Here is a 410-nt window from a genome sequence, read left to right on the forward strand (position 1 = left end):
TGGGGTCCGCGACGGCGACGGCTTCGGCCAGCGGCCCCAGGGCGGCCGCAATCGCCGCCTCATAGCCGGGCTCCACCGTGATCAGGTCCGCCAGCGGGGCCAGCACGCCCTCGGTTCCGGAGGCCAGCAGCAGCTCACTGCCGTCCCGCCGGTTCAGCCCGACTTCCAGCGCCTCCTTGCGCGCGGCGAGGGCGTCGCGTTCGCGTTCGGCCTCGCGTTCGTCGGCCCGCAGCTGCTCCAGCTCCGCCTCAATGACGGCGAGCTCGTCGCTGGCGTCCTCGTACGCGGCGTCCAGGCCCTCTTCGCCCTGTTCCACCCCGGCCACCTGCGACTCCAGCGCGGCGAATTCGGCCTGCGCCTGGCGCCGACGTTCCTCGCCCTCGCCGATCGAGGCGCGGAGCCGGCCCAGC

At 74.6% G+C, this 410-nt stretch carries 1 pseudogene; it reads right to left on the reverse strand.

The features are described 5' to 3' along the window. Window positions 1-410 (reverse strand): annotated as a pseudogene (locus AC5RUJ_RS18530) (chromosome segregation protein SMC); the annotation flags it as partial.

The sequence above is a fragment of the Arthrobacter sp. Y3223164 genome, assembly GCF_059091005.1.